General features: G+C 70.1%; 22 protein-coding genes, 1 tRNA gene and 2 pseudogenes. 13 read left to right on the top strand and 12 right to left on the bottom strand.

Features of this window, described 5'->3' with window-relative positions:
- Nucleotides 1–163: 163 nt before the first annotated feature.
- A complete protein-coding gene (locus ACFWJ4_RS27310) occupies nt 164–781 on the bottom strand; it encodes a hypothetical protein (protein ID WP_143204511.1) in 618 nt (205 codons plus the stop codon).
- A gap of 307 nt (nt 782–1,088) precedes the next feature.
- Between ACFWJ4_RS27310 and ACFWJ4_RS27305 the strand changes: the two genes are divergently transcribed.
- The gene (locus ACFWJ4_RS27305) at nt 1,089–1,274 is read left to right on the top strand and encodes a hypothetical protein (protein WP_359897736.1); all 186 of its coding nucleotides are present in this window, start codon (nt 1,089–1,091) and stop codon (nt 1,272–1,274) included.
- Between the two features lie 84 nt (nt 1,275–1,358).
- Here ACFWJ4_RS27305 and ACFWJ4_RS27300 read toward each other — a convergent pair whose 3' ends face one another.
- From ACFWJ4_RS27300 to dnaK, 5 genes are all read right to left on the bottom strand, one after another.
- A complete protein-coding gene (locus tag ACFWJ4_RS27300) occupies nt 1,359–2,348 on the bottom strand; it encodes a hypothetical protein (RefSeq protein ID WP_380548135.1) in 990 nt (329 codons plus the stop codon).
- A gap of 177 nt (nt 2,349–2,525) precedes the next feature.
- Nucleotides 2,526–3,056: a heat shock protein transcriptional repressor HspR gene (locus ACFWJ4_RS27295; protein WP_359897738.1), complete on the bottom strand. Its 531-nt coding sequence runs from the start codon at nt 3,054–3,056 to the stop codon at nt 2,526–2,528.
- 7 nt (nt 3,057–3,063) lie between these two features.
- Entirely contained in the window at nt 3,064–4,233 is a 1,170-nt protein-coding gene (gene dnaJ, locus ACFWJ4_RS27290) for a molecular chaperone DnaJ (RefSeq protein WP_380548132.1), read from the bottom strand.
- Between the two features lie 146 nt (nt 4,234–4,379).
- The gene (gene grpE, locus ACFWJ4_RS27285; RefSeq protein WP_380548130.1) at nt 4,380–5,000 is read right to left on the bottom strand and encodes a nucleotide exchange factor GrpE; all 621 of its coding nucleotides are present in this window, start codon (nt 4,998–5,000) and stop codon (nt 4,380–4,382) included.
- A complete protein-coding gene (gene dnaK, locus ACFWJ4_RS27280; RefSeq protein ID WP_359897741.1) occupies nt 4,997–6,838 on the bottom strand; it encodes a molecular chaperone DnaK in 1,842 nt (613 codons plus the stop codon). The genes grpE and dnaK overlap by 4 nt, the downstream gene beginning before the upstream one ends.
- A gap of 322 nt (nt 6,839–7,160) precedes the next feature.
- Between dnaK and ACFWJ4_RS27275 the strand changes: the two genes are divergently transcribed.
- The 4 genes and pseudogenes from ACFWJ4_RS27275 (at nt 7,161) to ACFWJ4_RS27260 (ending at nt 13,105) form a co-directional block, all read left to right on the top strand.
- Nucleotides 7,161–9,386 carry a heterodisulfide reductase-related iron-sulfur binding cluster gene (locus tag ACFWJ4_RS27275; RefSeq protein ID WP_380548127.1) on the top strand — a complete coding sequence of 742 codons (2,226 nt, stop codon included), beginning with the start codon at nt 7,161–7,163 and terminating at the stop codon, nt 9,384–9,386.
- 340 nt (nt 9,387–9,726) lie between these two features.
- Nucleotides 9,727–10,791 (top strand): annotated as a pseudogene (locus tag ACFWJ4_RS27270) (sugar phosphate nucleotidyltransferase); the annotation flags it as partial.
- 260 nt (nt 10,792–11,051) lie between these two features.
- Nucleotides 11,052–12,050, top strand: coding sequence for a YIP1 family protein (locus ACFWJ4_RS27265; protein ID WP_380548124.1), 999 nt, complete (start codon nt 11,052–11,054; stop codon nt 12,048–12,050).
- A 164-nt stretch (nt 12,051–12,214) separates the two neighbouring features.
- Nucleotides 12,215–13,105 (top strand): metal-dependent hydrolase, encoded by an 891-nt coding sequence (locus ACFWJ4_RS27260; RefSeq protein ID WP_359897744.1) that lies wholly within the window; start codon nt 12,215–12,217, stop codon nt 13,103–13,105.
- 85 nt (nt 13,106–13,190) lie between these two features.
- On the opposite strand, the gene dcd is transcribed toward ACFWJ4_RS27260, so the two are convergent.
- Nucleotides 13,191–13,766 carry a dCTP deaminase gene (gene dcd, locus ACFWJ4_RS27255; RefSeq protein ID WP_380548121.1) on the bottom strand — a complete coding sequence of 192 codons (576 nt, stop codon included), beginning with the start codon at nt 13,764–13,766 and terminating at the stop codon, nt 13,191–13,193.
- A 71-nt stretch (nt 13,767–13,837) separates the two neighbouring features.
- Nucleotides 13,838–14,059: a hypothetical protein gene (locus ACFWJ4_RS27250; protein WP_380351225.1), complete on the bottom strand. Its 222-nt coding sequence runs from the start codon at nt 14,057–14,059 to the stop codon at nt 13,838–13,840.
- A gap of 276 nt (nt 14,060–14,335) precedes the next feature.
- Between ACFWJ4_RS27250 and ACFWJ4_RS27245 the strand changes: the two genes are divergently transcribed.
- A tRNA-Gly gene (locus ACFWJ4_RS27245) sits at nt 14,336–14,409 on the top strand.
- Between the two features lie 313 nt (nt 14,410–14,722).
- Nucleotides 14,723–15,736 carry a hypothetical protein gene (locus ACFWJ4_RS27240; RefSeq protein WP_380548119.1) on the top strand — a complete coding sequence of 338 codons (1,014 nt, stop codon included), beginning with the start codon at nt 14,723–14,725 and terminating at the stop codon, nt 15,734–15,736.
- Nucleotides 15,737–15,862: 126 nt separating this feature from the next.
- Here ACFWJ4_RS27240 and xerC read toward each other — a convergent pair whose 3' ends face one another.
- From xerC to ACFWJ4_RS27220, 4 genes and pseudogenes are all read right to left on the bottom strand, one after another.
- A complete protein-coding gene (gene xerC / locus ACFWJ4_RS27235) occupies nt 15,863–17,032 on the bottom strand; it encodes a tyrosine recombinase XerC (RefSeq protein ID WP_380548116.1) in 1,170 nt (389 codons plus the stop codon).
- Between the two features lie 52 nt (nt 17,033–17,084).
- Nucleotides 17,085–17,252, bottom strand: a pseudogene (locus tag ACFWJ4_RS27230) (excisionase family DNA-binding protein); the annotation flags it as partial.
- A gap of 254 nt (nt 17,253–17,506) precedes the next feature.
- Nucleotides 17,507–17,638 (bottom strand): hypothetical protein, encoded by a 132-nt coding sequence (locus ACFWJ4_RS27225; RefSeq protein ID WP_380548113.1) that lies wholly within the window; start codon nt 17,636–17,638, stop codon nt 17,507–17,509.
- Between the two features lie 238 nt (nt 17,639–17,876).
- A complete protein-coding gene (locus ACFWJ4_RS27220; RefSeq protein WP_380548110.1) occupies nt 17,877–18,440 on the bottom strand; it encodes a helix-turn-helix domain-containing protein in 564 nt (187 codons plus the stop codon).
- 325 nt (nt 18,441–18,765) lie between these two features.
- Between ACFWJ4_RS27220 and ACFWJ4_RS27215 the strand changes: the two genes are divergently transcribed.
- The 6 genes from ACFWJ4_RS27215 (at nt 18,766) to ACFWJ4_RS27190 (ending at nt 24,406) form a co-directional block, all read left to right on the top strand.
- Complete coding sequence (locus ACFWJ4_RS27215) at nt 18,766–19,317, top strand: hypothetical protein (protein WP_380548107.1); 552 nt, start codon at nt 18,766–18,768, stop codon at nt 19,315–19,317.
- A 147-nt stretch (nt 19,318–19,464) separates the two neighbouring features.
- Nucleotides 19,465–19,800 carry a hypothetical protein gene (locus tag ACFWJ4_RS27210; protein WP_380548104.1) on the top strand — a complete coding sequence of 112 codons (336 nt, stop codon included), beginning with the start codon at nt 19,465–19,467 and terminating at the stop codon, nt 19,798–19,800.
- Nucleotides 19,801–19,880: 80 nt separating this feature from the next.
- Nucleotides 19,881–20,510, top strand: a complete 630-nt coding sequence (locus ACFWJ4_RS27205; RefSeq protein WP_380548138.1) for an ATP-binding protein — start codon at nt 19,881–19,883, stop codon at nt 20,508–20,510.
- Between the two features lie 166 nt (nt 20,511–20,676).
- Entirely contained in the window at nt 20,677–21,627 is a 951-nt protein-coding gene (locus ACFWJ4_RS27200; protein WP_380548101.1) for a DUF2637 domain-containing protein, read from the top strand.
- A 449-nt stretch (nt 21,628–22,076) separates the two neighbouring features.
- Nucleotides 22,077–22,649: a plasmid mobilization protein gene (locus ACFWJ4_RS27195; protein ID WP_380548098.1), complete on the top strand. Its 573-nt coding sequence runs from the start codon at nt 22,077–22,079 to the stop codon at nt 22,647–22,649.
- Entirely contained in the window at nt 22,646–24,406 is a 1,761-nt protein-coding gene (locus ACFWJ4_RS27190) for a relaxase/mobilization nuclease domain-containing protein (protein ID WP_380548095.1), read from the top strand. Before ACFWJ4_RS27195 ends, ACFWJ4_RS27190 begins: the two co-directional genes overlap by 4 nt.
- The last annotated feature ends 43 nt before the right edge of the window (nt 24,407–24,449 follow it).

The raw sequence follows: 24,449 nt of genomic DNA, 5'->3' as shown, positions 1-24,449 counted from the left end.
GCCTCACGCAGCGGGCGAGCAGCCGGCCGGATGGGGCTGAGCGAGCGCACGGTGGCCGGTCACATCGCCCGGCTGCGTGAGCTGGACGACGCGGAGGCGCTGTTCCGGTCGGGCCGGCGGGTGCGGGGATCCCGGACGGGGGAGTCCGGTGGGTAGCCGCCGCTCAGCCGGTGGCTGCGCCGGTCGGCCAGTAGCCGGGGACGGCGGGCTGCTGCCGGGGGACGTTGAACTGCTCGCCGGGGGCGGTCCAGAAGCCCTCGCGCAGGGAGAGCGCCATGCCCGCCCAGTCGAGCGCGGTCTCGACCGTGTGGTTGAGGGCCTCCTGCGACCAGGTGTCGTCGAAGACCAGCGGCAGGACGGGGGCGACCTGCTCGATGGTGGCGATCAGCGGGTTGTGGGTGATGGCCTCGTCGACCAGGAGGACGATCGGCTTGCGCAGCGCCGACGCCCAGCCGAGCTCCAGGCTCACGCCGGCCGAGAGGGGGGCACCGACGTAGGCGAACACGAGGTCGGCGGACTGGAGGGCGCGGAAGTCGGAGGGGACGCGGGGCTCCGGCGCGCGGCCGGAGATGGTCCAGGCGTCGCTGTGGTGCGCGCTGTACACGGCGGCACCGCTGCGCAGGAGGGTGGTGCGGAGCGTCGTCAGCCGCGTCCGGCTGGCGAGGGTCACCACGCTGTCGGCCGGCCCGGTCAGTCGCATCAGCGGGGCGGCCAGGAACACACGTGCACGCCGACCCTCAGGGGCCTGGCTGTCGTGGTGACGCAGGTAGGGCTCGGTCATGTCGACTCCGGGGAAAGGCCGACCGGGGGAGTGAGTGTCGGCGATGCGTTGGATGTGGTCTGCTCGGTGGACTGATGCCGCTGCTGAACGGTTTAGTATTTGACGGTACATTGGCAAGGTGTGGCGCCCTGCCGAGACCATTGAGGGCGAACTGATCGTCCATCGCATCTCCGTGTCGCGTCCAGGGTTGGCCTGTGTCATCTGGATGACTGGCAGAGAGATGACGCACACCCCCGCATGCGGAAGCAGGTGACAGCCTCCCCCTGGCGTGGCACCATGTGGACCGTTATCCTGCTTGACGCTTCTAGTGGCGATTCTCCAGAAAAGTGAGGGCGTGACTGATATGCACCAATTTGTCCGCGTGGTTGTGCTTTCATTGGTTGCCGTCGCCGCCGTGCTCGGTGCCGGCTCTCTCGTGAGCGCTGCCGACTCGCACGACGCGATTGCCGTCAATGCCTCCGTGAGCGTCGCAGACGACATCTCCTGGCAGTGAGCATGGCCGGTAACTGCACGGCCGGGTAACTGCACGGCCGCGTGCCAGAGTATTGACGGACCCGCCTGAAGCCGGCTGGGCGAGTCAGTCGGAAGTCTCCTGCGCCTTTCGGCCGAGGACATATCCGAGTTGGAATAGCGAGTCGACCTTGTAGTCGTCTCGCATTTCGGCTATATGTCTGGCCAGTGTCCGCTCGCTAATTCCAAGGCGTCGCGCGATAACTCGGTGATTGGTTCCTTCGAGCATCTGGTCAATGATCGTCTGACGCAGGCGTGACACGACCTGCTGCGGCACTGTGCGGTCGCCCTCGAATTCCAGCGCCCGGCTCCAGTACTGCTCGAAGACCTCATTGGCAAGATAGTCGACGACGGCAGGGTCGTAGATGAAGGCCGCGAGGCTCATGTCATCGTCGATCGGGATCACTGCCACGCGCCGATCCATCACTATGAGCCGCGTATAGGGCTCGTCAAGAGTGCGGTACTGGCCGCCGGCTTGGGCAAGTGTGGCGACGTAATCCCTGGTCGGCTGGTGGTACCGGGTGCTGGCGTGGTAGATCGTCCGCATCTTCGTCCCGCTGCGGAGCGTCTCCAGATCGTATGCGATCATTCCGGCGAGAAGATCCGGCTGCCGGGGGCCGCCGGGTTGGAGCGCCAGGGCCTCCTCGAACCCGGAACCCCTGAACTGCTCCAGCCGCTGCCGAATGAGCGCCTTCCCCCGTACATGCTCTATGGATCCTCCGGACCGCTTCGGGGTGTGGAATTCCCGGGCCAGATCCTGCAGTTCGGAGGGGAGCGATACGGCGCGTGACAGGAGTTCCAGTGCCTGACGTTGCCACGCATGACTGAGGCTTGTCGAGAGCTGCGCGGGGTCGGCTGCCACGAAAACATTCGGATCATCACTGTCGGGTATGAGAAGGCCGATCCTCACCAGCTCGTCCCGCGCGGGATCAGCCTGGTCGACATCGGAGTCCAACGGCAGTTTGCCGTCTCCTCGGATGACGGCGAGATATAGCTCTCGTGCTTCCGGCGAGAGGATGGTCAAGCTGGCGGCAAGGGGTTGCTCTCGTCCACTCATTCGCGACTCCTTGCCGTTACCGTGCTACCTGCGTCCCATCAGCGCTGGTGCTGAACGAGTTTTAGCATGCCAGATCTGGTGAGTCCCCCGGAGAGGGAATACGACCGCACTCTCTCACCGCACGGCAGCCGCCGGCACCCCCCGAGAGGAGGGGCCGGCGGCCGGTGGGTGCTTCGGTCAGCGCTTGGGGCGCCAGACGACGAGGGCGCTGGACTGCGGGGTGGGGGGCTGGTACGGGACGAGGTCGCGCCGGTAGGACGCGTGGACGGCGGCCTCGCGCTGCTGGAGGGCGGTGGCGGCGCCCTCCAGGGAGTCGACCAGTTCCGCGACCCGGGACCGCAGGGCGGTGACCTGGTTCTCCAGCTCGATGATCCGCTTGATGCCCGCCAGGTTGATGCCCTCGTCCTGGGAGAGCCGCTGGACCTCGCGCAACTGCTGGATGTCGCGCGCGGAGTAGCGGCGGCCGCGGCCGGCGGTGCGGTCGGGGCAGACCAGGCCGAGGCGGTCGTACTGACGCAGGGTCTGCGGGTGCAGACCGGACAGTTCGGCGGCCACGGAGATGACGTACACCGGAGTGTCCTCGGTGAGGACGTACGTCGGCGGGGCCGCGGCGGCGCGGCGGGTGCGGCGGGGGCCGGCACCGGGCAGGCCCTCGCCGAGGCCGGGGCCGATCGGGGTGTCGGGGTCGATCGGGTTCATCGGGGACATCTGGTCGTCACGCTCCCTTCGCCGCCCGGAACAGGGCGGCGCGCGGATCGTCGGAGGCGGTGGCCTCGCGGTACTGCTCAAGGGCGTTCAGCGCGTCGCCGGTGACGTGCTGGGGCACCACGACCTCGACGGTGACGAGGAGGTCGCCGCGGGTGCCGTCCTTGCGGGTGGCGCCCTTGCCGCGGGCGCGCATGGTGAGGCCGTTGGCGCTGCCCGGGGGCAGCTTGAGCTTCACGGTCGGGCCGTTCAGCGTGGGCACCTCGATGGTGGCGCCGAGCGCGGCTTCGGGGAAGGCCACCGGGACGGTGACGGTGAGGTTGTCGCCCTTGCGGCCGAAGACCGGGTGGGGGTCGACGTGCACGGTCACGTAGAGGTCGCCGGGCTGCCCGCCGCGCTCGCCCTGGGCGCCCTTGCCCTTGAGCCGGATGCGCTGGTCGGCCTGGACGCCGGCCGGGATCCGGACCTGCATGGTGCGGGCCGAGCTGGCCCGGCCGCTGCCGTGGCAGTCGGGGCACGGGTCGTCGACGATCATTCCCCGGCCGCGGCAGTCCTTGCACGGCTCGGAGAGGGCGAAGGCGCCCTGGCCGCGGCTGACGGTGCCCGCGCCGACGCAGGTCGGACAGACCCGAGGGGTGGTGCCGGACTTGGCGCCGGTGCCGTTGCAGCCTCGGCAGGGGGCCTGGCTGGTCATCCGCAGCGGGACGGTCGCGCCGTCCACCGCCTCCTCGAAGGAGAGCGTCACCTCGGTCTCGACGTCGGCGCCGCGCCGGGGCTGGGCCTGCCGGGTGCCGCCGCGGTTGAAGAGGCCGCCGAACACGTCGCCGAGGCCGCCGCCGGCCTGGCCGGCGCCGCCCTGGCTGCCGCTGAAGAGGTCGCCGAAGTCGAAGCTGTAGCTGCCGTTGCCGCCGGCGCCGCCGCCGCCGGCCCGGAAGCCGCCGTTGGCGAAGAGGCTGCGGGCCTCGTCGTACTCCTTGCGGCGCTTCTCGTCGGAGAGGACGTCGTACGCCTCGGAGATGTCCTTGAACCGCTCCTCGGCCTTGGAGTCACCCTTGTTGGCGTCGGGGTGGAACTCGCGCGCGAGCTTGCGGTAGGTCTTCTTGATCTCGGTGGCGGTGGCGTCCTTGGGCACGCCGAGGACCTTGTAGTAGTCCTTCTCGACAAAGTCCTTGCCACTCATGGCTTCCGCCACCTCCCGATGTCCATCGTCACTGTGCTGTCAACAGCCGGTGAGCAAACGGCTGCTGACAGAGCGCTGCGGAGCCGGCCGCCGTACTGGCCGGCGTACGACTCCGCAGCGCACTGGTTGTCAGCTGTCACAGGTTGTCAGCTGTCCGAGTCACCGTCGGACTTGTCCGCGTCGGCGGACTTCGGCTCGGCGTCCGGGGAGGACGCCTGGCTGCCGGGCTGGGGCTCCGCGACGGCCACCATCGCCGGGCGGATGATCCGCTCGCCGATGCGGTAGCCGGGCTGGAGGATCTGCACGCAGGTGTCCTCGGTGACGTCCGAGGAGTAGCTGTGCATCAGTGCCTCGTGCATGGTCGGGTCGAAGGGCTCGCCCTCCTTGCCGAACTGCTGCAGGCCCAGCTTGGCGACGACCGTCTCCAGCGACTCGGCGACGGACTTGAAGCCGCCCGTGACCTCGCCGTGCTCGCGGGCGCGGCCGATGTCGTCCAGGACCGGGATCAGCGACTCCAGGATGTTGGAGACGGCGATCTCGCGGACGGTCAGCCGGTCGCGCTCGACGCGCTTGCGGTAGTTCTGGTACTCGGCCTGGAGGCGCTGGAGGTCACCGGTGCGCTCGGCGAGCTCGCGCTTGGCGGTGGCGAGGTCGTCCGAACCGGATTCCCCGGTGCCGGCCGCGGCGGCCTCCTCGGCAGCCTTGATCACGGCCTCTTCGGCGGCGGAGTCGTCGCCGGGCTTACCGCCCTGCGGCTTGTCCGTCATGCCGCACCGCCCTTGGGCTTCTCGTCGTCCACGATCTCGGCGTCGACGACGTCGTCGTCCTTGGCCTGGGCGGAGTCACCGGAGGGGGCGGCACCGGCAGCGGCGTCGGCGTTGGCGTACAGCGCCTGGCCGAGCTTCTGCGCGGTGGTGGAGACCTTCTCCGAGGCCTCGCGGATCTTCGCGATGTCCTCGCCCTTCAGGGCCTCCTTGAGCTCGCCGATGGCGGTCTCGACCTCGGTCTTGACGTCGCCCGGCAGCTTGTCGGCGTTGTCGGCGATGAACTTCTCGGTCGAGTAGACGAGCTGCTCGGCGGAGTTGCGGGTCTCCACGGCCTCGCGGCGCTTGTGGTCGTCCTCGGCGTACTGCTCGGCCTCGCGGCGCATGCGGTCGACCTCGTCCTTCGGCAGCGAGGAGCCGCCGGTGACGGTCATCTTCTGCTCCTTGCCGGTGCCGAGGTCCTTGGCACCGACGTGCATGATGCCGTTGGCGTCGATGTCGAAGGTGACCTCGATCTGCGGCAGGCCGCGCGGCGCCGGCGGCAGGCCGGTCAGCTCGAACATGCCGAGCTTCTTGTTGTACGCGGCGATCTCGCGCTCGCCCTGGTAGACCTGGATCTGCACGGACGGCTGGTTGTCCTCGGCCGTGGTGAAGATCTCGGAGCGCTTGGTCGGGATCGTGGTGTTGCGCTCGATCAGCTTGGTCATGATGCCGCCCTTGGTCTCGATGCCGAGGGACAGCGGGGTGACGTCGAGCAGCAGGACGTCCTTGACCTCGCCCTTGAGGACACCGGCCTGGAGCGCGGCGCCGATGGCGACGACCTCGTCCGGGTTGACGCCCTTGTTGGCGTCCTGGCCGCCGGTCAGCTCCTTGACGAGCTCGGCGACGGCCGGCATGCGGGTCGAGCCGCCGACGAGGACGACGTGGTCGATCTCGGAGAGCGAGATGCCGGCGTCCTTGATGACGTTGTGGAACGGGACCTTGCAGCGCTCCAGCAGGTCCGCGGTCAGCTGCTGGAACTGGGCGCGGGTGAGCTTCTCGTCCAGGTGCAGCGGGCCCTCGGCGGAGGCCGTGATGTACGGCAGGTTGATCGAGGTCTCGGAGGACGAGGACAGCTCGATCTTCGCCTTCTCGGAGGCCTCGCGCAGACGCTGCAGGGCCATCTTGTCCTTGGACAGGTCGACGCCGTGGCCGGCCTGGAAGACCTTGACCAGGTGGTCGACGACGCGCTGGTCCCAGTCGTCACCACCGAGGTGGTTGTCACCGTTGGTGGCCTTCACCTCGACGACCCCGTCGCCGATCTCCAGCAGGGAGACGTCGAAGGTGCCGCCGCCGAGGTCGAAGACCAGGATGGTCTGGTCGTCCTTGTCCAGGCCGTACGCGAGGGCGGCCGCGGTCGGCTCGTTGACGATGCGCAGGACGTTGAGGCCCGCGATCTCACCGGCCTCCTTGGTGGCCTGGCGCTCGGAGTCGTTGAAGTACGCCGGGACGGTGATGACGGCGTCGGTGACGGTCTCGCCCAGGTACGCCTCGGCGTCCCGCTTCAGCTTCTGCAGCACGAAGGCCGAGATCTGCTGGGGGTTGAAGTCCTTGCCATCGATGTTGATCTTCCACCCGGTGCCCATGTGGCGCTTGACCGAGCGGATGGTGCGGTCGACGTTGGTGACCGCCTGGCGCTTGGCCACCTCGCCGACCAGAACCTCGCCGTTCTTGGCGAAGGCGACGACGGACGGCGTGGTCCGCGCACCCTCGGCGTTCGTGATGACGGTGGGCTCGCCACCCTCCAGAACGCTGACGACCGAGTTCGTCGTACCGAGGTCGATGCCGACCGCGCGTGCCATCGTAGATACCTCCACGGAAGAGTTGAGCTTTACGGGCTCAAGGATGCATGACTCGGTGGGCGGCGTCAACAGGTATGAGTGCGGCTCGCTCAACTTTGCTGAGCGGATCGGTGGGCGCCCGCCGCCGGAGTGGCCCGCCGCGCCGTGGCGGGGTGCGCCCACGTGACTGCCGCCATAGCTTGGGAATCTTCTGGAGAACCGTTGTCCACCGGTAATGTCCGGGCCGTCGGCCCGGCAAGTTACCGACCAGTACACTCGGTTCCCGAAGAACGTGGAACCGCAGAGCCTGCTCAACCGCAAAGCCGCAGGAGACGGAGAGCCGATGCAGCTAGCAGCGATCGTCATCTCGCTGGTCACATTCGTGATCGGCACCGCGCTCGCCGCCCGTGCGGCGTTGTACATCTACAAGGTGGTCCGCACCGGCGCGCCGGACTCCACCCGCTTCGGGCAGCCCGCCCAGCGGGTGAAGACCGTCGCGACCGAGTTCGTCGGCCACACCAGGATGAACCGCTGGGGGATCGTCGGGATCGCCCACTGGTTCGTCGCGGTGGGCTTCTTCAGCCTGGTGCTGACCATCGTCAACGCCTTCGGCCAGCTCTTCGACGCCGACTTCGCGCTGCCGATCATCGGCCACTGGACGATCTGGCAGCTCTTCGTCGAGCTGGTCGGCACCCTGACCACCCTGGGCATCCTGGTCCTGATCGTGATCCGGCTGATGAGCCTGCCGTCCCGGTCGGGCCGCAAGTCCCGGTTCGCCGGCTCGATCGCCTGGCAGGCCTTCTACGTCGAGTACACGATCCTCGGCATCGGCCTGTGCATCCTGATGCTGCGCGCCCTGGAGGGCGCCCTCAACGGCGTCGACTCGTACGGGCCGGAGCACCTGGTCTCGTACCCGCTGGTCTCCGCGCTGAGCGGCCTGTCGCACGGCACGCTGGAGAACCTGATCTACCTGTTCGCGATGCTGAAGATCTGCATCTCGTTCGCGTGGGCGACCACCATCGGCCTCAACCCCTCGATGGGCGTGGCCTGGCACCGCTTCCTCGGCTTCTTCAACATCTACTTCAAGCGCGAGGAGGACGGCGGCACCGCGCTCGGCGCCCTCCGTCCGATGACCAGCGACGGTCAGCCGATCGACTTCGAGGACCCGGCCGAGGACGCCGTCTTCGGCGTCTCCCAGGTCGAGCACTTCTCCTGGAAGGGCATCCTCGACTTCTCCACCTGCACCGAGTGCGGCCGCTGCCAGTCGCAGTGCCCGGCCTGGAACACCGGCAAGCCGCTCTCGCCGAAGCTGCTGATCATGAGCCTGCGCGAGCACGCCTACGGCAAGGCGCCGTACCTGCTGGCCGGCGGCGGCAAGGACATGGAGGGCGAGGAGAAGGCCACCTCCGAGCAGCTCGAGGACGTCCCGGCGGCCGCCCTGGCCGAGGCCGCGCGCCCGCTGATCGGCACCGCCGAGGAGAACGGCGTCATCGACCCGGACGTGCTGTGGTCCTGCACCACCTGTGGCGCCTGCGTCGAGCAGTGCCCGGTGGACATCGAGCACATCGACCACATCGTCGACATGCGCCGCTACCAGGTGATGATCGAGTCCTCGTTCCCGACCGAGGCCGGGACGATGCTCAAGAACCTGGAGAACAAGGGCAACCCGTGGGGCATGGCCACCAAGGCCCGCCTGGACTGGGTCAAGGAGCTCAAGAAGGAGACCGGCATCGAGGTGCCGGTGATCGGTGAGGACATCGACCCCGCCGAGGTCGAGTACCTCTACTGGGTCGGCTGCGCCGGCGCCCTGGAGGACCGCGCCAAGAAGACCACCAAGGCCTTCGCGGAGCTGCTGCACACCGCGGGCGTGAAGTTCGCGATCCTCGGCAAGGAGGAGTCCTGCACCGGTGACTCCGCCCGCCGCCTGGGCAACGAGTTCCTGTTCCAGATGCTCGGCGCGCAGAACGTGGAGACGCTGAACGCGGCCCTGGAGGACGCCCCGGTCAAGCGGATCGTCGCCACCTGCCCGCACTGCTTCAACACCATCGCCAACGAGTACCCGCAGCTCGGCGGCCACTTCGAGGTCATCCACCACACCCAGCTGCTCCAGCACCTCATCGACGAGGGCAAGCTGATCCCGGTCAACCCGGTCGAGGGCCTGATCACCTACCACGACCCCTGCTACCTGGGCCGCCACAACAAGGTCTACAGCCCGCCGCGCGAGATCATGGACAAGGTCCCCGGTCTGCGCCAGCAGGAGATGCACCGGCACAAGGAGCGCGGCTTCTGCTGCGGCGCCGGCGGTGCCCGGATGTGGATGGAGGAGCGCATCGGCAAGCGGATCAACACCGAGCGCGTGGACGAGGCGCTGTCGCTCAACCCCGACATCGTCTCCACCGCCTGCCCGTTCTGCCTGGTGATGCTCTCCGACTCGGTCAACGGCAAGAAGAACGAGGGCGCGGCCAAGGAGCACCTGAAGGTGGTCGACGTGGCCCAGCTGCTGCTCGACTCGGTGAAGGCCCTCCCGCCGGCCGGGAGCGAGGAGCAGCCCGCGACGGTGGACGCGTAACGCCCGTCGCAGAGCCCGCTGTTCGACAGTTCTGCTACAACCGCCCGGCCCGGTGGACGCTTCGAACGCGCCCGCCGGGCCGGGCTTTTGGGCGGCTCGGCGGCGCGCGCCGGTACGGCGGGCGTACGGGGAGTGACGGCAATCGCACAGGCGCCGGACGGGCATTCGGTCGGAAGCAAATACAGTAGGCCCGGACCGGCTTCGTGCCGGTCGACCCGTTCCGGACGGAAGCCCCGGACGGGTGGCGACCCGCGCCGGCCGGACGGCCGGGTCCAGACCGACGACGAGGTGTCGGCCCGCCGGGCCGGGCCGCAGAGACACAAGGGGAACAGCGCAGACCATGACCGAGGCGATCATGCTGGTCGGTGGTAAGGGCACGCGACTGCGTCCGCTGACCACCCACACCCCCAAGCCGATGCTGCCGGTGGCAGGCGTCCCGTTCATCGCGCACCAGTTGGCCCGCGCGGCCGCCGCCGGCGTCACCCGCGTCGTGCTGGCCACGTCGTACCTGGCCGAGGTGTTCGAGGACCACTTCCAGGACGGCACCCCGTACGGCATCGAGCTGGTCTACCTGACCGAGCGCGAGCCGCTGGGCACCGGCGGGGCCATCCGCAACGCCGCGTCCGGGCTGACCTGCGGCCCGGACGAACCGGTCCTGGTCTTCAACGGCGACATCCTCTCCGGTGTCGACATCGCCGCCCTGCGCGACGGCCACGTGGCCGCCGGGGCCGACGTCACCCTGCACCTGACCCGGGTCGAGGACCCGCGCGCCTTCGGCCTCGTCCCGACCGACGAGGACGGGCGGGTGCTGGAGTTCCTGGAGAAGCCGGAGACCCCCGAGCAGATCGTCACCGACCAGATCAACGCCGGCTGCTACGTCTTCACCCGGTCCGTGATCGACCGCATCCCGGCCGGCCGCGAGGTGTCCGTCGAGCGCGAGACCTTCCCCGAGCTGCTGGCCACCGGCGCACTGCTGCGCGGCGTCGTCGACACCTCGTACTGGCTGGACCTGGGCACCCCGGCGGCCTTCGTCCGCGGCTCGGCCGACCTGGTGCTCGGCAAGGTCGACTCCCCGGCCGTCCCCGGCCCGACCGGCGACGCCCTGCTGCTGCCCGGCGCCACCGTCCACCCGGGCGCGGTGCTCAGCGGCGGCACCGTGGTCTCCGAGGACGCGGTGGTCGAGGCCGGCGCGATCGTCGAGGGCAGCGTGATCCTGCCGGGCGCGGTGATCGGCCCGGACACCCTGGTCAAGGACTCGATCGTGGGCGCCTTCGCCACCGTCGGCGACCGCTCGGCACTGGACGGCGCCGTGATCGGCGACGGCGCGATCGTGGAGTCGGACAACGAGCTGCCGAACGGCATCCGGATCGCCTGCGGCACCCTGCTGCCGGTCGGCGCCGTCCGCACCACGGCCGGGCCGGGCGGCTGCCCGGCCGGCACCAGCGCGGCCGCGGCGGTGCACGGGCCGTCGGTCGGCGCGCAGCGGTAGCGCCTCCAGGGGCTGCCGGGCTCCGGGGGCTGCCGGGCCCCCGGGGTGCCGGGCTGTTGGGCTCCCGGGGGTCGTTCCGGCGGGTTTTCGGCCCCGTTCGTCTCAGCCTCGCTGCAAACCGGCCCCGGCTCCGTCCGGGGCCGACGCGGGCCGGGCCGGGCGGGTACCTTCGGACCGTGGCTGGTAATCGATACGACAGCGGTCAGGGCGCCGACCGCCCGCACGGCGGGTGGTCGGCCCCTCCGCCGCCGTCGGTGCCCGGGGGGCACGGGGGGACGGACGGGCCGGAGTACTTCACGGCCCCGCACGCGGCGACGCCCGGCGGTCCGGGGCACCCGGCGGGGGACGGGTACGACCCGTACGCGGCGGACCGGCCCGGCAGCACCCGGGCCTTCCCGACCGGCGACCCGTACGCGGACGGCGGCCCGTACGCGCAGCAGCCGCCGTACGGGCCCGCACAGGGCTACGGCCCGGACCAGGGCTACGGGCCCGACCACGGGTACGGTCCGGACCACGGGTACGGGCCCGACCAGGGCTACGGCCCCGACCAGGGGTACGACCAGCAGCCGTACGGCCAGGACAACGTCGCCGTCTACCGGGCCGGCGGCCAGTCCGCCCCGCACGTCGCCGGGCCCCGGCCGCACTGGCGCGAGCTGTTCACCGGCCTGTTCCGCGCCCCGACCGCGATCTTCGACCGCACCCGCGACCACCAGGTCTGGCTGCCCGCCCTCACCGTCTCGCTGCTGTACGGCGCGCTCGCGGTGCTCGGCATCGGGCTGACCCACGACGACATCGTCAACTCGACCTTCACCGTGGCGCTGACCGGCATCCTCGCCGCCGCCATCGGCTTCACCGTGACCGGGGCGCTCTTCGGCGGAGTCACCTACGCGCTGGCCCGCCAGCTCGGCGGCGACGGCCCGTGGAAGGCGACCGTCGGCCTGGCCGCGCTGATCGGCTGGCTCACCGACGCGCCCCGGCTGCTGCTCGACCTGGTGCTGCCCTCCGGCAGCGCCGTCGTCCAGGTCGTCGGCTGGGCCACCTGGATGCTCTGCGCGTACCTGCTGACCAGCATGGTCCGGCGGCTGCACGACCTGCCCTGGGGCAAGGCCGCGGCCGCCTCGGCGGTACAGCTGGTCGCGCTGCTGGTGCTGATCAAGCTGCCGACGCTGGGCTGAGCGCCCGGCGGGCCGAGGGTTTCGGCGGGCGGACGGCTCCGGCTGGCTTCGGTGGGCTTCGGCGGGCGGAACCCTTCGGCGGGCGGAAGGCAGAATGGGGGGCGGGTCGCGGCCGAGTGCCGGGCCCGCCCACCCTCGTCGTCCCACCTTCACCGGAGCCAGGAATGACCCTCCCCACCACCCACGTCAGCTTCCCGGCCGGGGCGGTGACCGGCGAGTCCCCGGTGCTCGCGGTGCACCCGCTGGCCGACGGCCGGTACGCCGTCGTCACCGAGGCGACCCCGTTCCACCCGCTCGACCACACCTGGCCGGACCAGCCGGCCGACCTCGGCACCCTGACCGTGGACGGCACCGGGCTGGCCGTCGTCGACTGCCTGACCGGCGCCGTCGGCCCGGACGGCGGGGAGCTGCTGGTCGGCGCCGACATCCCGGTCCGGCGCGGTGACGAGGAATGGTCCTGGCTGGTCCTGCACGTCCTCGACGGCGACCCCGGCGACATCGTCGGCCGCACCGCCGCGCTCGCCGTCGACGCCGACCGCCGGGGCGCCCTCAGCGCCTCGCACAGCGGCTGCCACCTGCTCGCCCTCGCCCTGAACGCCGCGCTCGCCCCGCGCTGGCGCAAGGACCCGGGCCGCTCGGACGCCTTCGGCCACCCGGACTTCGACAGCCTCGCCATGGCGAGCTCGGTGATGGACACCGCGGCCAGCACCGACACCTACCGGCTCGGCAAGTCGCTGAAGAAGAAGGGCTTCACGGTGGACGCCACCGAGGAGTTCCCGGCCCTCGCCGACGCCCTGCCGGCCCTCACCGAGGCCGTCAACGCCCGGCTGGCCGCCTGGGTCGCCGCGGACGCCCCGGTCCGCATCGAGGTGCCCGGCCCCGAGCTGACCGCCCGCCGCCAGTGGCACTGCGAGCTGCCCGAGGGCGGCGCGCAGATCTTCTGCGGCGGCACCCACCTGCACCACCTCGGCGAGCTGGCCGAGCTGCGCACCGAGCTGCGACTGTCCGAGGACGGCACCGAGCTGGTCGCCGTCACCAGCCCGAAGCGGGCCTGAGGAACGCCGCGGGCGGCCACCCCTCCTTCCGACCTCGGAAGGGGGTGGCCGCCCGTCGTGCGTGCGCTCTGCGGAGCCCTTCGGCTCAGACCTTGGTGTGGTGGAAGTTCAGGTACGAGCGCGACGGCGTCGGGCCGCGCTGGCCCTGGTAGCGCGAGCCGTAGCGCTCCGAGCCGTACGGGTGCTCCGAGGGCGAGGAGAGCCGGAACAGGCACAGCTGCCCGATCTTCATGCCCGGGTACAGCTTGATCGGCAGCGTCGCGACGTTCGACAGCTCCAGCGTCACGTGGCCGCTGAAGCCGGGGTCGATGAAGCCGGCCGTGGAGTGGGTGAGCAGGCCCAGCCGGCCCAGGCTCGACTTGCCCTCCAGCCGGGACGCGACGTCGTCGGGCAGCGTGATGACCTCGTACGTCGAGGCCAGCACGAACTCGCCGGGGTGCAGGATGAACGCCTCGTCGCCCTCCGGCTCGACCAGCCGGGTCAGGTCCGGCTGCTCCTCCGAGGGGTCGATGTGCGGGTACTTGTGGTTCTCGAACACGCGGAAGAAGCGGTCGAGGCGCACGTCGATACTCGACGGCTGGATCATCGACGGGTCGAACGGGTCGACGACGACCCGGCCCCGGTCGATTTCGGTCCGGATGTCCTTGTCAGAGAGCAGCACGCTTCGAGGTTACGTGCAAGAAAGGGCCCCGGACGAATCCGCCCGGGGCCCGTCCGCCCTTCCGCCGGCCCTCAGGCCAGGAACTCCGCGGCCTCCAGCCGCATCGCCCGCGCCAGTTGCGGCTCCGACAGCTCCCGCACGTCGGCCAGCACCGAACTCCGCAGCCGTCCGCACTGCGGACATCGGATCAACCGCCCGGGGCCGATCCGGCCCGGACCGAGGTTCTGCATCGGGAACGTGGTGGTGCTGAACAGGTGCCCCTCGGCACAACGAACGACGGCGCGCTGCTCCATCGATCCCCTTCCCATCCCTAACCCAGTACTCACCCGTACTCACGTGCCCCGGCGGCCGAGCCCCGGGACAGCGTCACACGAAGGGATGTTCCGGACATTCCTCACCATGGCTCGCCGCCCCGGCCCCCACTCACCGGGGCACTCGCACGCGGCCCAAACAGTACGCCTCCGCACCCGCCCCACCGTGCTCCGCCACGTTCACCGACCCCCTGTGCAACCACCGTCGCAGATGGGGTACAGTGACACTGGATCGAGCGGTCTCTGACGGCTCATCAGGCGGGCGTAGTTTAATGGTAGAACATGAGCTTCCCAAGCTTAGAGCGCGAGTTCGATTCTCGTCGCCCGCTCCAGCAGTAAAGGTCCAGGTCAACGACCTGGGCCTTTCGCATTGTCTAGACCAATCCGCCCCCGCCGTGCCAGATCCGTGCCAGAAGGTCTTCTGCGAAGCACTGCGCCGCCAACGTGAGTCTGCATGTTCCAGCGCCGGGCGTGCTCATGGATCGCGGAGCGCTGGGTTACTTGCAGGCGCTCGCTAACCGCGAATGCTGGTCGGACATCAGCCTGTTTCGGTGAGGAGGTGCCCGGCCGAACAGGTGCTTGAAGTGTCAGTGCCATCGGGTTGGATTGATCGAGATCTGGCGTTCGCCCTCACAGGAGAACAACATGGCTGACACATCGAAGCGTCCAGTTATGGAGCACCGGCAGACCGGTCGGTGGCTTGCAAAGCTGGCCGGCGAGGTCGGAGTGGAGTGCGCGGCGACGTGGCGCAAGATGGACGTTCCCATGTACGACGCATTGACCGCAGTGCTGGGGCAGCCGTACCGAGGGTGGGACCACGACGCCGACGGCGTGCTCTGGTATCTCCTCCGCCTCTATTGCATGGGAGACCTCGTCATGCTCAAGGTCCCTGCAGGAGGTACGCCAGCGCGTGACCATGAGCGACGCCGCAACCAGGAAACCATGCAACACGGCCTTCCAGAGGGCATCTTCGCTTGCGTTGATCTTGACCAGCATGCGGCTGAATTCGACGGGCACGTCCATCTGGAAGCGCCGTACCACTTCGAGCGGATGCAGGTGGACCTGGAGGAGCGGACTGCTCGAATAAGTCTGCCGGTTGTCGGCCCGTGGGATGACCGAGTTGCTCCTCTCGAGATCGGCTACACCGATCCGAGCCGGACCTTCTCCCATCTGCGTGCCTATGGTGCGGTCGCCAGGTGGCCGTATCGCAGTGATCACCTCTATCTGCTGGTGCTCGAAGATCGCGCTGCCGCCCTCGGACTCGAGGAGATCTACCGGATCGACAATCGCTGCAATAGGAAGTCTGGGGGCGGGCTGGTTCGTCGGGTGTGCGCGAGCCTCGATCTTCTCCGCTTGGAAGCTGAGACGGAACATGCCGTTTCTCATCTGCCTCCCGATTTGGCCGACGAACGGAGGAAGGAGATCGAAACGGTTGTCGATACTGCCGTCCGGGCCGCTCAGGGACTTGCCCCTGATGGGGCCGGCCCGATGATGGTCCAGGCATACAACCGGCGAGATCAGGGCCCCGCTTCTCGGCCGGATGCGCCAGATGGAGTCGAGGTTAGCCAGGGGGAAGGCGGTTGGACACGGGCGGTTGGCTGGGGCGTGGTTGCGTTTGCGAAGCCGTTGGACCCTGAGGAGGATATTCCGCTTCCGTAGACGGTGTGTCCCGGCAGCCACTCCGGACGCGCGGTGGCCCAACGGGTCTCGGTGTGGCCTGTATACGTGAACGAAGGGCCCTGGCCGCCAACACGGGTGCCCAGGGCCCGGCTCGTGCGGGGTCCTCTATGTACGGTAGGCGGTCTTCGCAGCTTCTGAAGCCCTTGCAACATCTCCGCGTCGGCGGGCGCTGCGGATGTCGACGACGGCGGCGCTGATGCCGTTGGCGATCTTCGTCTGCTGTTCCTCGGTGGCGTGCTGGTAGATCAGCGCTGCGCGGGGGGAGTTGTGGCCCATGAAGGCCATGAGGTCCCGGAGGCTGGCGCCGGTGCTGGCGGCGAGGACGTTGCCGGTGTGGCGCAGGTCGTAGAAGCGGAAACCGTCCATGCCGAGCTTCGTACGAGCCTTGCGCCACTTGCGGCCGAAGGTTGAGCGGCGGAAGGGGGCGCCGCGTTCGCCGACGAAGAGCAGGCCGTCCTCTCCCCCCTGGGCGTACCAGCGCAGGTGCCGCTCGAACTCCAGCAGGAGCTCGGGAGGGATCCGGAGCGCCCGCTTGCCAGCCTCCGACTTTGGGTCGCCCACGGCCCGTTCGCCGGTGCAGAGTTCGGGTGCCGCGCGGCGAATCCACACGACTCCCTTCTCCAGGTCGACGTCGCGGCAGCGGAGTTCGGCCTGCTCCTCCGGGCGCAGGGCCATGAAGGCTGCGATGAACACCATCAGCTGCCAGCGCGGGCCCAGCAGCTCGGCGAGCTGGAGGACCTGCTCGATGGTCGCGTGGGGGCGCTCGGCGGCCTTCTCCTTGCCGCCGCCCTTGATGCGGCAGGGGTTGCGGCGGATCAGTTCGTCGTCGACCGCAGTCTCCATGATCGACTTGAGCAGTCGGTAGGACTTGGCGGCGGTGGTCTTGATGCCGCGAGCGCGGAGCGCGGCACGCCAGGAGCGCACCTGGGGAGCGGTGATGTCCTTCACGTCGGACTCGCCGAAGGTCGGCGCGATGTGGAGGCGGAGGAGCCGGCGGTACAGCTCTTCGGTGAGGGGCGCGAGGTCGCGCTCGTCGATCCAGGCGGTCGCGTAGAGGAGGAAGTTGACGGCCCCGGCGTTGGGGTCGCGCCACTCGCCGCGGCGTATGTCCGCCTCGGTCTCGACGAGCCAGGCTTCGGCGTCGCCCTTGGTCTCGAACGTCTCGTCGGCGTTGCGCAGAGCGCCATCGGGGCCGGGGTAGCGGGCCTGGAATCGGCCGGAGGGGAGCTTGCGGACGGAGCCCCAGCGGCGTCGGCGGCCGGAGTTGTTCGCCATCAGGCAGCCCTCCCGAAGCGACGGGCACCGGAGCGGACCGGGCGGCGGCGGGGACGGTGCGGGCCTCGATGTACGCATTGAGGACGCTCTCGGCGATCCGGACGTGGGTGCCGATCTTGACGAAGGCGATCCGGCGCTCGGCGATGAGGCGGCGGGGGAAGCGCTCGCTGGTGCCGAGGCGTTCGGCGACCTGGGCGACAGTGAGGTACTGCTCGGGCATGTGGGTCCTCTCGCGGTGGCCTGCGGGCTGCAACCCGGGCTCACCGCATGGCGGTGTCGTGGATGGGCGGTTGGGAGTGGTGACGACTCCCGGGGGAGAGCGGGGAAGGGCGACCGGCCTGGGCAGCAAGGCGAGGTCGCGGAGGAGTCGAACCTGCCGTAGGCGCTGTACGGAAGGCCGGCGGAGAAGCGGCTCGGTGTCCGGGCGCAGGGCATCTCTGCGGTTCTGCGGACAGCAGCTGGGGAGGGGGACCGTCAGATCGGTCTGATCGCCGTGCCGATGACGGCTGCGGCGGTGGCGGTGGAGGTGGTCAAGCGTGCGGTGGGCAGCTTGGCGGCGGCCAGGCGCGGCAAAGGCTGGTCTGGCGTTGAGCGGAGCTCGGGCACGCGCGGTTCCTTCCTCGGTGGCTGGCGGGCTGCAACCCTGCACCGTGGTCGATCGTCGTGGATGGGCATTGCGCGGTTGGTGGCCGCGTGGGGTGTGACAGTAGCTCTGGATTCCGGCCGTACCAAATGGCAAGCGGGCCTGGTGAGCACGGTAGGAGCGCTTCGGCTCTTTACCAAAAAAGATCTTGAGCGGGCCTCGCACGCGGTCGGCCACAGCCGGGGCGCCAGCCTGGTCCGGTCACTCTTCGGTGTGGACCGGCTCGGCGGGCATCTTGCCGCCCTTGAGGAACTCCTGGACGAGCGGGGTCGGCGCGTGCTTGCGGTACTCGAAGGAGAGGCCGATGGCGATCTTGCCGCGTAGCCGCTTGCGGTTGTGGGGGAAGTCCTGGCAGTACTTCTCGGCGGCGGCCAGGGCCTTGGCCGTGAACTCGGCGCCCTGCGCGGCCAGGCGGTAGCCCTGGACCACGTGCTCGGCGAGCTCCTGCATGATCTTCTCTTCGGGCGAGGTCGATGGGCCGAGGAAGTCCTCCAGGGCCAGGTCGAAGACCTTGGCAAAGCCGATCGCCTCGTTGAGGTTGATCCGCCGGCGTGGTTCACCGCTCTCGATGCGCCAGACCGAAGACTGGTTGATCGGGTATCCCGCGTCGGTCATGCGCTTGGCCAACTCGCCGGTGCTCCAGCTGCGGAGTTCGCGCTCCAGACGGACGCGCTCGGCGGCGTTCTCCTCGCTCAGAGCAGCGGAGGCGCCTTCCTCTCCCTGGTCGTTGGTCGGGCTGGTCGTGGGCTCGTCCTTCTCGGGCATCGATTCACCTCGCATTCGAGTCTGAGGCGGCTTGCATTATGCCCGCCGGGGTGCCATAGTCATGCATAGTGAAACGCATGTCAAGTCGAACCGCATCGCGGGGAGGCTGCCTGCCGCTCGCCCCGAAAAGGCCGAAGGCCCCCGGTGCTACCAACACCGAGGGCCTGAAAGGTCCCAAAACCGCCCATCCACGACGATCGACCACGGTGCAGGGTTGCAGCCCATGCGCACCGAGGAAGGACCAACGTGCTTCAGCGTACGGTGTCGCGCCCTTGCGGCGCACCTGCCTCGCGCCCCTTCGCCCCGAAGGCGGGGTGGTGAGGCTATGGCGCGCATCCGCACCATCAAGCCCGAGTACCCCGTCTCGGAGGACCTCGCCTCGGTCTCCCTGCCCGCCGAGCGCACGTTCGTTTGCCTGCTCACCCAGGCCGACGACGAGGGGCGCCAGCGCGACAACGCGGCCGTCCTCAACGGCGCCTTGTGGTCGCTGCGGCCCGAGCACACGGCGCTCGACACCGAGGACGAGCTGCGTCAGCTGGCTGAGACCGGTCTGATCTGCCGGTACACCGGTTGCGACGGGCGCCAGTACCTGCACGTCACCAAGTGGCACGAGCACCAGAAGATCTCCCACCCCACCGCATCGCGCCTGCCCGCCTGCCCTGTCCACGAGCCCGCCGGCTGGTGCGGCAAGTGCAAGGCCAAGGGCAAGGGCTGCGCGCGCCCGGCTCCGGAGAACTTCCGGAGCCTTCCGGAAGCGCTCGCGACCCCGGCGGAGGCCATCTCCGCCCAGCGGCCCTGCACGGCCGCCACCGATCTCACTCCCGCCGTGGACGTGTCGGCGGCCGAAGCGGCAGCTCCGGGTAAAGCCGCAGGTTAGGGCGCATATCCGGAGTCTCTCCGGAGGGCTCCGGAGAACGTCGTGCCTGGACCATGGACCGTGGACCATGGATCTACCCCTAAAGGGGGCGGCTTCGCCGCGCCCACCCCGGCACCCTCATCGGCAGCACCCGACCGGGATGGCCCGGTGCCCGTCGACCCGCGTCCGGTGAACGCCGGCGACCTGGTGGCCGAGTACGTCGCCGGCTGCCCGAAGCCGGTACCGGCCAACGTGCGCGGGCACCTGGGCAAGGTCATCAGGGACCTGCTCGACGGCGGCACAGGCGGCGACGACATCCGCGCCGGGCTGCGGCTGTACGCGGCGAAGCCGATGAGCCCAAGCGTGCTGCCGATCATGGTCCACGAGGCGATCAACGCCCAGCCCGCGGGGGCGTCCCGCGCTGGGCAGGGCGCTGCCCGCGCGCCGTACCGGCCCTTCGCCAACCCGGCCGACGTCCGCGACTACTACGAGGGGGACCTGTGACCAGCCTGCCCAGCCCCCGCCGCGCGGACGAGCGTCGCGACCCGCAGCCAGCCTCCGGCGCCGTCCTGCGCCTGGAACGGATGCTGGCCGCCAAGGGCATCGACCCCGACCGGCCGCTGCCCGACGCCGACCAGCCCTCCACGGCACTGGAGCTCGCCGACCGCCGCATCCCGCCGCGCTACCGCCTGGCCGAAGCCGACCACCCGGAGGTCACCACCTGGGTCCAGCAGGTCACCCTGGCCTGCCGACCCGGCCCCGGCGGCACCCCGGGCATCGCCCAGGGACCCTCACTCCTGATCGCCGGAACCACCGGCTCAGGCAAGACCCACCAGGCGTACGGAGCGATCCGCAGCCTGCTCAAGGCCGGTGTGCGCCTGCGCTGGACCAAGCTCACCGCCACCGAGCTGTACGCCTCCCAGCGACCCCGCCAGGGCATCGACACCGAGCGCGAGATGCGCGATCTAATGACCTGCCCGCTGCTGGTCCTCGACGACCTCGGCGCTGCCAAGGCGTCCGAGTGGACCGAGGAACTCACCCTGCGGCTGGTCGACCACCGCTACGAGCACCTGCTCCCGACGATCTTCACCACCAACCTGGCGCCCGGCGACATCAAGAACGCCCTCGGCGACCGCACCGCCTCCCGCCTCGCCGAGATGTGCGAACGCGCCATCCTCACCGGCACCGACCGCCGCAGGCGAACCGCCGCCTGAGGCCATCCAGGCGCTGAACGCCGGAGCCGTTCAGTTTCTGAACCGCCGCGCCTTTCGGAAACTGAACAGCCCCGCCCGGCCGCCGGCCTCCCCACGCCTCACCCCACCGCCGCCTCGCCGCATCGCCATGCCCGCTTGCGGCGAGGCCACCCCTGGAGCACCACCCTTGACCACCATCGCGATACCCCCTGCCCACACGCCGTCCGTCCAGGCAACTGTCTGGGACCGCCTCGCCGTCGCCCTGCTCGGCGTCCTCGGCTTCGTCCTGTCCTACGACGCCCTGCGGCAGATGGCCGGCGCCACCCACGTCCGCGGCCCGCTCACCTACCTCTTCCCGATCATCATCGACGGCTTCATCGCCTACGGCGTCCGAGCCCTGCTCGTCCTGCGCGACGCCCGATGGCCCGCCCGCGCCTACGCCTGGACGCTCTTCGCCGGAGCGACCGCCACCAGCGTCTGGGCCAACGCCCTGCACGCCGTCCGCCTCAACCAACTGCCCACCACCGGCAGCGGGCTGAGGCTCACCGACACCGTCGTCGGTGTCCTGTCCACCCTCGCCCCGCTCGCCCTCGGCGGCGCCGTCCACCTCTACATCCTCGTCGCCCGCCACGGCCACGACACCGCGACCGCTTCCGCTCCCGCTCCCGCCGAGCAGAACGCCCTTCCGCTCACCGAGACTTCTGCCGACCCGGTGACCGCCGACCCCGAACCGGAGCTCCGGCCGGAACGGGCGGAGGACCGCAGCGACGAGAACGCGCTCCTGACGCTCCTGGCGGCCGCCGGACTTCTGCCCGCCGAGTGGCGCGAGGCGCTGCCCGATCCCGAACCGGCAGAAGTAGACGACCAGCCGGTCGATGACCCGGACTCCCAGGCCGAAGGCGCGGCCGGGGTGGAGAACAAGCCGATCGGGCGTCCGCCAGGCGCGCCGATGGAGCGGCTGCTGGAGGTGGGCCGCGCGGCGGTCGCCGCCGAGGGCCGCCTCACCCGCGCGATCGTCGAACAAGCCGTCCGCGACGCCGGCCTTCCGCTCGGCAGTACCCGCCTCACCGAGCTGATGCGAAAGCTCCGCGAGGAGCAAGCCGACGAACAGAACCCTCCGCGCCCCGAGGCCGACTGACCAGACTCGGTGTCTGGCTGACCGACCGGATCGGTCAGCCGGACATCGACTTCTGCCAACCCACCGCCGCACTCGGCAGAAGTCCACCGCCGCCCGGTCACTGCACCCAGCCGGACTCGACTCGCACCGCGGACACCAGTCCCATGTGGCGTTCGGTCCCGGGAAGACCGCGCCTGACACGTCGCCCATACCTGCGAATTCCGGCACAGCCAAACCGGCAACCACCCGGACACTGCCCACCCAGACGCTCACCAGCCCGAATCGCCAGCCGCCACCGAGGAACAACACGCGTGAACGCCGCCCGCCGAACCCTGAACAGCCTGCTCGGGAAGCCTGTAACCTCCCAGGACCGCAACGGAGTTGACCACTTCCCTGCCCCTGGCGGAGCAAGCGAGTGCGTACGAGGCCCCTACGGGGCCACGCACGCGGACGCCCCCGCCCAGGAGGGCGTGGACGAGCCGGTGCTGCCGAGGGCGGCAGCACCGGACCTTCACCGCGAGGGCGCGGCGAAGCAGGAGAAGCCCACCAACACGCCGCCCGAGCCCATCGCCGACGTGCTGACGCTCCCCATCGCCAGCCTTTCCGCGAGCGCCGCCCGCCGCGCACAGCGCGCCCCAAAGCGTCGCCGCCGTGACATCGACAATCCCCTGACGACGGAGGTCGGCTTCCGCTGCACCGAAGCCCAGAAGACGCGCATCAAGCAGCTGGCCGCCAATGCCGAACTGAACGTTGCCGCCTACCTGGAGCGCCAGGCGCTGGCCAACGACCTCGCCGGCATCACCACCCGCGACGAGCAATTGGAGCGGGCCATCATGGCGCTCGATGCGGCACGCGGCCAGCTGGCGCCGGTCGGCAACAACGCCAACCAAATCGCCTACCAGTTCAACATAGGCGCCGGCATAGAGCTGGGTCCCGCAGCAGCCGTTCTCGACAGGGCCCTTGTGCTGGTCTCCGAGGTCCGCGCGGCCGTCGCGGAGGTCGACGCTTCGGCCATGCGCCTGGCGAAGGCGAAGCGCCGGTGATCAGCAAGCCCCTACGGGGGTCCAAGACGCTCGGCGCGCTCAAGTACCTCTTCGGTCCCGGCAAGGCCAACGAGCACACCGATGCGCACATCGTCGCGTGCTGGGACGGCTTCGCTCCTGACCCGGGCCGTGACCCGGGTGACTCGGATGCCATCCTCGTGCAGCTGCGCGACGCGTTGGACCTGCATGTTGTTCGCTACGGCAAGCCGGTCACCCAGCACGTCTACCACCGACCTGTGCGCGCTGACCCGACCGACCGGATCCTCAGCGACGAGGAGTGGGGCACCATCGCCCGCCGGATCGTGGCTGCCGCCGGCATCGCACCAGACGGCGACCCGGACGGCTGCCGCTGGATCGCCGTGCGCCACGCCGACGACCACATCCACATCCTGGCCACCACCGTGCGCGCCGACCTCACCCAGGCCCGCCTGCGCAGCGACCAGTACCGCGTCGAGGACGAGCTCACCAAGATCGAGAGCCAGTACGGGCTGCGCGACCTCTCCGAGACCCGCACCCGCGAGTACCGGGATGCGATCCCCAAGCGCGCCAAGGGCAAGGAACTGCACAAGGCCCAGCGCCTTGGCCAGGAGGGCACCGACCGAGACCGCCTGCGAACCGCCGTACGCCAGGCCCTGGCCGGGGCCGCGGACGAGGAGGAGTTCACCGCCCGGCTCACCGCGAAGGGCGTGCTCCTCGCCGTGCGCCGCGCGCCCTCCGGCGACGTGACCGGCTACAAGTTCGCCCTCCCCAACGGCGACGAGAGCGAGCCGATCTGGTTCTCCGGCAGCAAACTCGCCTCCGACCTCACCCAGCCGAAGATCCAGGCACGCTTCACCCTCGGCGTAGACCAGCCCGCCTACCCCACACCCGACCCCCGCACCTGGCCCGCTGACGGCCGCCACCGGGCCAGCACCACCATCGAACACGTCTACCCGGCCTTCGACGACGACCAGGACGCCGCCCGCGCGGAGGCGGTGATCCGAGGCAGCCTTGAAGTCCTCGACACACTCGCCGCCACCAGCCCGACCCTCAGCAGGAAGGAACTCCACCAGGCCGCACGGGCCCTGGAGTACACCCGCACCGCCCACACCCGCGCAGCCGGCGCCGACCTGCGCGCGATGCGCTCCGCCGCCCGAGAACTTCTCCACGCCGGACCCGCCACCGGCCGGGGCGAGGACGGCACGGCCGCCGCCACGATCCTGACCAGCCTCGTCCTGCTCACCATCGTGATCGCCAAGTGGCACACCGCCCAAGGCCACCGCCACCAGGCCGACGCCGCCCGCACGGCGGCCAGCCACCTGCGCGCCGCCTACACCCGGCACGCTGCCAAGCCCATCGCCCACCTCACCCTCGAAGGCCGACTCCTCCCAAAGCCCGACCACGACCGGCAGGCCGACGCCGTCCGCCGCACCCTGCCCGCCGACCAGGCCACCCGTCTCCTCGCCGAGGACAACTGGGCAGCTCTCGCCGCCACCCTCGCCCAAGCCGAAGCCACCGGCCACAACCCAACCACCCTGCTCACCAACGCCGCCGGACGACGCGAACTCGCCACCGCCGACTCACCCGCCGCCGTCCTCACCTGGCGCATCCGCCGCGACGCCAACCTCCCCACCCCCGCACCGGCCGCAACCCCCGACGAACTGCGCACCAGGGCAGCCCGCGCCCGCACCACCGTCAATCGCACCACCGGCACACCGGCTACCCCGGTCATCACACCGCCGCCGGTCGCACCCGACCAGGTGCGCCGAACACGCTGACCAACTTCGGCTGGGCGGGTACGGAGCCTCCGCCCCCGCCAAA

Origin of the sequence: Kitasatospora sp. NPDC127067, from assembly GCF_042724755.1 — a bacterium.
GTDB lineage: Bacteria > Actinomycetota > Actinomycetes > Streptomycetales > Streptomycetaceae > Kitasatospora > Kitasatospora lactacystinica.
The sequence above is the reverse complement of the archived record's forward strand: the minus strand, read 5'-3'. Positions and strand labels throughout refer to the sequence as shown.